Origin of the sequence: Photorhabdus sp. CRCIA-P01, assembly GCF_003545805.1 — a bacterium.
In the GTDB taxonomy this organism is placed as follows: domain Bacteria; phylum Pseudomonadota; class Gammaproteobacteria; order Enterobacterales; family Enterobacteriaceae; genus Photorhabdus; species Photorhabdus antumapuensis.
Genome location: NZ_NMQR01000136.1, coordinates 1 through 2,175 on the forward strand (window position 1 = coordinate 1; position 2,175 = coordinate 2,175).

Annotated in this window: 2 protein-coding genes; both read right to left on the reverse strand. The window is 46.6% G+C overall.

Features of this window, described 5'->3' with window-relative positions:
* Positions 1-3: 3 nt before the first annotated feature.
* Positions 4-1,638, reverse strand: coding sequence for an esterase/lipase family protein (locus tag D3222_RS24245; RefSeq protein ID WP_118988325.1), 1,635 nt, complete (start codon positions 1,636-1,638; stop codon positions 4-6).
* 3 nt (positions 1,639-1,641) lie between these two features.
* A partial coding sequence (locus D3222_RS24250) for a DUF2345 domain-containing protein (RefSeq protein ID WP_157975443.1) occupies positions 1,642-2,175 on the reverse strand: 534 nt, incomplete at its 5' end.

The following is a 2,175-nucleotide window of genomic DNA, read 5'->3' on the forward strand; positions in this document are numbered from 1 at the left end:
TTCTTATTCAATTTTCACCCCCTGAACCATCTTCACAATTGCACGCAGGGTAAATAACCGGGCTTTGCTATCTTTAGTTTCTTTATCCTCTTTATACGCCCCTTCGTGATCCACCTCCGTTGCCAGCAGGCTACGTAAACTTCTGGCTTTAATACGACCCGCCTGTACCGGCACTGTACCATCCCCTTTCTCATTTGGTGATGCCAGTACAAAATATTTTTCTTTATAATCCCATGAGGAAGGTCCAACAAGAAAACGAACCGTACGAGTTACACCGACTTCCTGATTAGCAGGATCATATAGCGGCTGATTAAATGTCATACCGGAATAATCCTCCTGTTTTTCTAAAAGATTATCATAGCTATAACTAGAATAATGACGATGCCCCTTTTGCCAGGAAATAATCCCATACGATGGATGTTTCTCACTGGCACCATAAAAGGCATAGGTATTAGGGTGATAATTACCAGTTAATTCTTCAATAAATGGCCTAACTTTTTTCTTTATAATGGCCGTATAATTATTCCAACTTCCATTATCTTTCCATTTATCTTCTTTATCCGGGTTTAAAAACCGGGTTTCACATAATCCCCACCAGCGATCCTTTTCCAGATAGATTTCCTCATAAGGGTCTGACTCCGGTAGCTTATGCGTGATTTTACCATCGGCGATATGTAACCAGCCTTTACCATACGCCTTTCCCGGCAACAGTTGTAAAGGACCGGGCGACTGGGCCATCACAGCGGTCATCTCCGCCCCATTACTGCCGACAACCAGCCCTGTCATACCATCTTCACCGGTTTTCATCCTTTTATAAGTTGTCGGGGCACCGGTATCCGGCATCACGCCGTGCACAATCCCTAAAATTTTATCCCGACCATTCAGTTTTTCTGAATAATGGCGGGCAACCAACCCGCCCATAGAGTGAGTGACTAAAATTACCTGCTTGGTTGCACAGCGTTTACCATAGAAGGCTAAAACCTTATCAACATATTCCGCCAACCTCTTCGCCGAATCCGCATTGGATTGCAGCCAGTTATAGCCCATCACATGCACCGGATACATAAAACGATAACTGTGTTTAACCTCCTCCGGTGTCAGCGGCTCTTCACCCCGCTCCGCATTCAGATCCATCTCGATTATTTGCTGCCGGAGCGTTTTCCTCCCCTTACCTTCTATGCAATATTCAAACACCTGGCGCTCATCATCCAACACATCCTGAAGCCAGGGCAAAAACCCCCCGTAACTCATATGTGCCACTTCTCCCCAACCCCGCTGCCGACAACTGGGAAATTTATTCTTTTCGGTGTGGTCAAACGTGATAGCCCCGGAACCATCAACCGCTGTTTTGCCGGGATCTAATGTTTTTTTTCTGTAAGTCGGCCCTATTGCTATCCAACGTAAAACAGCATAACTAAATTCAGCATTTAGTAACCAAACTGTCTCACCCTCCTTAAATTTCAGATTACTCCCCATCACCCCCGGCAGGAAAATCACCGGAATGACTTTAGTCGCATATTTCAGGCAGGTCGCCACCAGGTTTTCTTCAATTCTGGCATTGGGCACGTTGTAATACGGAAGGCCGTATTCATCATATTCAGGATGAATATAAATTTCATTTTCAGTGGACTCGCTCATCATTTACTCCTCATCTTTTATTTTCAATTTGCCTATTTCTACCCCCGTCTGCTTTTGCAGAGGGCTTTTTCCATCCTGAGCAGTTGATAATGCCTGCACGCTGTCATCTTCGGTATGGAGTTGCATATCCTGACTGGCTAACGGAGAAGCGTTATAACCCTGAACAACCTTCGGCGTTACGGCATAATTAGCCGTTTGCCATTGTTGTACAGCCTGACTGACACTTTGCCCGCCAAACTTCTGCCACACCGCGCCCCGCTGGATAATGTGATCCGGCGCGCCACTTTCCACCTGACCCTTGCCAATACGGATATAACCGCCCCCACAGGCCAGCAGGATCTCTTCCTTAGCACTGATAATCACTTTGCCCTCATGGCTACTCACCGTGATATCTTTCAGCGCTTCCAGTCCCATCGCATCACCCTGCGCCTGAATTTCTACCCGCCCTTTACTGGCAAACAGTTTGATCCCCAGCTTTTCCGCAAACAGGCTGATCATCCCTCCGGCTGCCACCGTGAATTTTTTCAGCACGCTGAA